6 protein-coding genes are annotated in these 5,501 nt (G+C 36.3%); 1 reads left to right on the top strand and 5 read right to left on the bottom strand.

Translation table 11 applies throughout. The annotated features are described in order from the left end of the window. Positions 1–119 precede the first annotated feature (119 nt). From COO03_RS23250 to spoIIP, 5 genes are all read right to left on the bottom strand, one after another. The gene (locus COO03_RS23250) at positions 120–1,595 is read right to left on the bottom strand and encodes an amidase family protein (protein WP_097899382.1); all 1,476 of its coding nucleotides are present in this window, start codon (positions 1,593–1,595) and stop codon (positions 120–122) included. A 213-nt stretch (positions 1,596–1,808) separates the two neighbouring features. Continuing rightward, positions 1,809–2,255: an NUDIX hydrolase gene (locus COO03_RS23245; RefSeq protein WP_097899381.1), complete on the bottom strand. Its 447-nt coding sequence runs from the start codon at positions 2,253–2,255 to the stop codon at positions 1,809–1,811. Positions 2,256–2,278: 23 nt separating this feature from the next. After that, positions 2,279–3,013: a M15 family metallopeptidase gene (locus tag COO03_RS23240; protein ID WP_097899380.1), complete on the bottom strand. Its 735-nt coding sequence runs from the start codon at positions 3,011–3,013 to the stop codon at positions 2,279–2,281. A gap of 11 nt (positions 3,014–3,024) precedes the next feature. After that, positions 3,025–3,522: a GNAT family N-acetyltransferase gene (locus COO03_RS23235; RefSeq protein WP_097899379.1), complete on the bottom strand. Its 498-nt coding sequence runs from the start codon at positions 3,520–3,522 to the stop codon at positions 3,025–3,027. A gap of 271 nt (positions 3,523–3,793) precedes the next feature. Beyond that, positions 3,794–4,948, bottom strand: a complete 1,155-nt coding sequence (spoIIP, locus tag COO03_RS23225; protein ID WP_097899377.1) for a stage II sporulation protein P — start codon at positions 4,946–4,948, stop codon at positions 3,794–3,796. Between the two features lie 89 nt (positions 4,949–5,037). Between spoIIP and COO03_RS27845 the strand changes: the two genes are divergently transcribed. After that, entirely contained in the window at positions 5,038–5,346 is a 309-nt protein-coding gene (locus tag COO03_RS27845) for a hypothetical protein (protein ID WP_097899376.1), read from the top strand. Positions 5,347–5,501: the final 155 nt, after the last annotated feature.

Below are 5,501 nucleotides of genomic sequence, written 5' to 3'. Positions count from 1 at the left end.
TTCTGTTTTTACTTCGCATGTGGCAGAAAAAGGCACTGACCGCTTCTATGCATGGCCAGATGCTCTCTCCCACCTAAAAAGAGGGGGGGATGTCGGTTTTTTAATTGATGTATATATATTTACGATAAATTCGGAGTTCTTCTATGCTTTGTAGCTTGTTCAAACGCATATGCAAGCTTAATTAAAGTCCCTTCGCTAAAAGCGGTACTTGCCAAAGTAATTCCAAAAGGCCTTCCGCTTTTCATATATCCAGCTGGTACCGCTATAGAAGGATAACCAGCTTTGGCACATATTGTTGACCCTATATATGAAGGAAAAAGAATAGCATCAAGATCGTATTTCTTTAAGGAAAGATCAATTCCTTGCTCCTGGGAAAAATATAAATCTTCTAACCTTGCATTTAAATACTCATGATTTCTTAACGTATTAGGAAAATCCTTTCTTAATTCCAACTTATTTTGCCCATATTTTAATGCTTTTTCTTCTATACTTTTATTAAATTCTATTAATTCAGAAATAGAATGCACCGGAATACTTGGAGGTAACTTAGAAAGATAGTTATCCAAGCTATGCTTTAATTCATACAATACAACTCCCCAGCTCCATTCCCTATGAAAAGACGGAATATCTATATCTTCTATTACTGCCGCTCCTTCATCCTGCAATGTTTGTATCACATTCTGAAATAGCTCTTCATCATACTCGCCAGATTCATAATAGTCTACAGGTGCTTTGTTAAATACGCCAATCTTAGCTCCTCTTAAACCATTAGACTCTAAATACATTGTATAATCTTGCGGAACTCTCCCTTTACTTTTATAAGTTGCAGGATCAAGCTGGTCTATCCCTGCTAAACTACTTAATAGAATTGCCACGTCTGTTACTGTTCTAGCAAATGGTCCCGCTGTATCTTGTGCATATGTGAAAGGTATAATCCCTCTTCGGCTTATTAAACCAACAGTAGGCTTAATACCAACTACAGAGTTCTGAACGGCTGGGCTTAAAATAGAAGCATCCGTTTCTGTCCCAACAGATAAAACGGTAAAATTTGCAGCAACAGCTACTGCCGATCCTGTACTCGAGCCACCAACGAAAAGGTTATCATCACCTGAGCCATATGGGTTAATAACTTGGCCTCCTCTTGAACTATATCCAGCCCATATTTCAAAAGACATTCCATTTGCTAATTCTGTCATATTCGCCTTCCCCAATATGACTGCACCCGCTTCACGTAGTTTTTCAACAAGAAATGCATCTTGACTACTCACATAATTTTCAAGAGCAATTGTCCCTGCACTTGTATGCATAGAATCCTTTGTTTCGATATTATCTTTTAAGAGAACAGGAATGCCATGTAAAGGCCCCCTAACACCCTTTATCTTTCTTTCATGATCTAATCCTTCCGCAATAAAAATTGCATCTGGATTGATTTCTAGGATAGAATTTATTTTCGGACCGTCTTGATCATACTTTGCTATCCTATGAAGATAATACATAACTAGCTCTTTCGAAGTAAATTCCCCATTTTCCATCGCTGTTTGTATATCATGAATTGTTAATTCTTTTTTTAATAGTTTATTAAATTGAATCTCCATCAAATTTCTCCCCTTACTAGTTCTTCCCTAGTTTCAAATCTTATCTTATTACTTATTAACTTTAATCATTTCGCTCTCTCCTCGTTTCGACAAATAAAAACTCTACTTAGAATTTCAACTTTCACTTTCAAAAACCTTCCATTTCAATGAAAATAAAAAACGTCTTAGACGAACAAAATCCGTCTAAAACGTTTTTAGTGTATAAACAAATTTTCATTTCACATACATCTCTTCTAGCAAATGTACAAATTCACCCTGTTTCCCTGCTAACATAGGACATTTTGTTATATCCATCCATTTATAACAAAATGTCAGGCCCTCATCTTCCTCTCCCGCACTTACTATATGTTCCCATGTATCCTTAACGTCCGTTAGTAAAGAAATATGAAAGAAGTGGCATTTTTGATACTCCTGCTTTTCTTTCACGTAGATAATATAATCATCAATGAAACGTTCTATGCACAAATGACGCAGTCCTGACTCTTCCATCACTTCGCGCAGTAGTGCTATTTCTAATTTTTCTCCTTCATTAACTGTACCGCCCGGAACTTGTATACCTGCTTCTGGCATATCACGATGTGTAAAAACAAGTAATTGCATCATGCCTTCCTTTTCCCTTGTAATATATGCGTATGCCTTTTTCTTATATAACATCACCATCTGATCCGTCTCCCCTCAATTGATTACTTCATTGCCTCTTCTAAGGTGAGTTGATTCTCATATAAATACGTAGCCTGCGGATTCCCTACATACCGTACGTGCCAAGGCTCATACCGATAACCAGTAATAGATTCTTTCTCTTTTGTATACCGAATAACAAATCCAAACTTATGTGCATTTTGAGCAAGCCATTTCCCTTCTTTTGTATCACCAAAAATAGACTCTAATTGGAATTTAGCAGATTGTGATGTAATATCCATTGCAAGTCCCGTCTGATGTTCACTCGTTCCTGGAACCGCACTAGACATCGCTGTTTTCGCTTCCCCATCTTGTATTTTGTACATTGTATTTAATGCTTTTTGCCGGTCAAAAGATCTGAAGCCAGAGACTGCAAAGAGAAAAATCCGCTCCTGATCTCCTTGCTGAAACATTTTCTCAAGCGCCACAGCCGCTTCTTTCCGCATCTTCTTCTTCTCTTGATCTCCTTCATTCGAGTAACGTACTTTCGGAATGACTAAATCTTGCGGTTTATAGCGATCTGGTAACCGTCTGTTTTTATTTACAAGTACAAGTATGGAATCAGGATTATTTACAACCGCAATATCTCCTTCCATTTTAGTAATGGTTTCTTGTTCTTTTGGAAACGCTACACTAGCATTGACTTCTTGCGCCTGCTTATCCTTATACATTTTATAATTCATGCCTGCTACTACAATCACAACTACTACGACACTCAGTAGTGCCCATCTTTTTTTCATAAAACGACCTCTTATTTTAATAATTTGGCCATATAATACTCATCGACATTCTTTCCATCGATGATAAGAGAAGCTTTCTTGACACCTTCTTGTTCAAACCCCGCTTTTCTATATAGTGCCTGCGCTCTTGTATTGTGGGCCATTACTGTTAATTCCAAACGCCATACATCATGTAATTTTGCCCAGTTTTCTATTTCTTTAAACAAAGATGTTCCAATACCTTGGCCACTATATTCTTGTAAAATCCCAATCACAATTGTTGCAACATGCTTTTTTCTTTGCACATTCCCGCCGTTAGCTAAAATGAACCCTACCACTTGTTCTTCATGAGTGGCTACAAATATTGTAGAATTATTATTTTCTATAAAACGTTGAATCATCTTCGCTTGTTGCTCTACTGTCGTATTCCGTTCACCTGGTTCTAATAGCATGAAGATCGTTTCTTCGTCCAATCGTTTTCCTAATTGTAAAAATGCTGCTGCGTCCTCTACTCGAATTTCTCGAATCATCCCTACCACCCTATCAATTTTTATAGTATAAAAATTTTATTTATAAAGAAAATTTCGATATTTTATTAGAAAATCCCTTTCTATTTTCTTCAGGATAAATAGACAAATTTCGATATTAGTATAATGAAAGAAAAATTGTGTTAATAAAGTGAACTTTTCATTCCCCCTTAAATTTGAGATAAGAAGCTTATTGCTCGCAACAGTAGAATAAAGATAATCTTCCCTTTGTTCTTTTTTAAGCAAAAAAAGAACGTAAGCATCAAGCTTACGTTTATCCATTCACCTTCTCAGCTTGCCAAAAATATTCACTAAACGCCTTGGCAAGCGCATCAATTGAACGATTTAATTCTTCAGATGTATTATCTACACCTCCCACCTCAATTAAAATCGCTTGTCCTGATAAGTCTTGATTGTAAACACCGTTTCCAGTTTGAAATCCCTTTTGAATAACCCCACGGCTTACTCCAGGATATTTCGCATTAATCGCTTCATGTAGCGCGGTTGCTAATTGCAGGTTTTTCTCATAATTTTTATTCCCTTTTCCAATTACAAAAGCAAGTTTCGCATACGATTTATCCCCAATTGTTTTTGTTGTAACATTTTTCCGAGCACTATCTCGGTGCAAATCAAAAAAGTATTGTAATTCTTTATTACTCGTCATTGCTTCCTGTACAATTTCTCGAGACACTTTATAAGAACTGTTACTATTTAATCCATTACTAATCAACTTTTTCCCGACATCTGTTTTATCATCAACGGCTCCTATCCCTTCGTTTTCTAATTGTTCACGGAATCGTTCCCCAAGTATAGAAATATTCGTCACAGAGCTCGTGGCCTTATTCGGATCTGGATCATTTGTCAAATTTAATAATGGTAAAAATGACTCCCAACTATGCGTATGATAAATAAAAGCAACTTGTCTTTTCCCTGTTGTTTGAGCTGGTTGTTTCTTTTCTTGATTTGCATCCTTCTTAGGAGCTTGTCCTATTTCTCCTGTCCGCTCTTTCACGACTTCTTCAAGCGGAACACTCGATTCTATCGGTAAATTAGAATAGTTCGTCCCTTCACCAGCGATAACGATTTCCGTATCGTACTTTCCAAAGCCCGGAAGTTCTTTCCCAACAAAGCTACGTACATCATCAAAACGAATATTCGTCGCCACCGAAAATAGAAATGATGAAATTGAAAACTCTTGGTTTAAATTTCGATATTCTTGTGTAAAATAATGATTTTCCTTTCCAATCACATACATATACCCATTCATCGATAACTCATTCAACCAATTATATAAATACGTTGACTTTGTTTCTTTCATTGAAGTAACTAACATACTAATAAGAAAAAAAGTCGCTAGCACCGTAATGATAATAAATAAGATTAACTTGCGTACACTTGTTAATTTCACATAAAAAAAGCCTCGATTCATAACATCACCCTCTCTATTTCAACTTATGTACAAGCCATTGAGAATAGACTGCCTAAATTTCGGCAATATTGTCATAGAGGTGAAATGAATTGAAGCTTATCATAGGTTTGCTTCCTATTGTTTTATCATTTCTTTTTCTTTTATTTGCAGTACATCCTAAAATCCGTATTGTTTTAGACGTTTGTGCATACTGCTCTTTGTATATACTCGGTACTATAATTGCTTTACACATATACGATGTGTTAATACGTGGTTTAGTATTTATGACAACCATACACGCTATTTTGTTGAATCCATTATTTCTCACCACGGGGGCTTATGTAGGAATATACTCTTTATATCTCCTCGTTTATAAACTAGTAACAAGTTTAAAGAAGTCCCCATCTTCAAGCCCGTGACGGGCAAGAGCCCAGTGGTAAGGTAGGGATGAATTTCGGTTAGGCATAGCCTAACCGATTTGTAAGAACTGCCAATTGTTCGTATGGTGTATACGTTCCATATCTGACATCTTCACTTGCTTATAAGATTTAGAAGGATTTTGTATATATTGTCC

Source organism: Bacillus sp. AFS098217 (assembly GCF_002551815.1).
Classification (GTDB): Bacteria; Bacillota; Bacilli; order Bacillales; family Bacillaceae_G; genus Bacillus_A.
The sequence above is the reverse complement of the archived record's forward strand: the minus strand, read 5'-3'. Positions and strand labels throughout refer to the sequence as shown.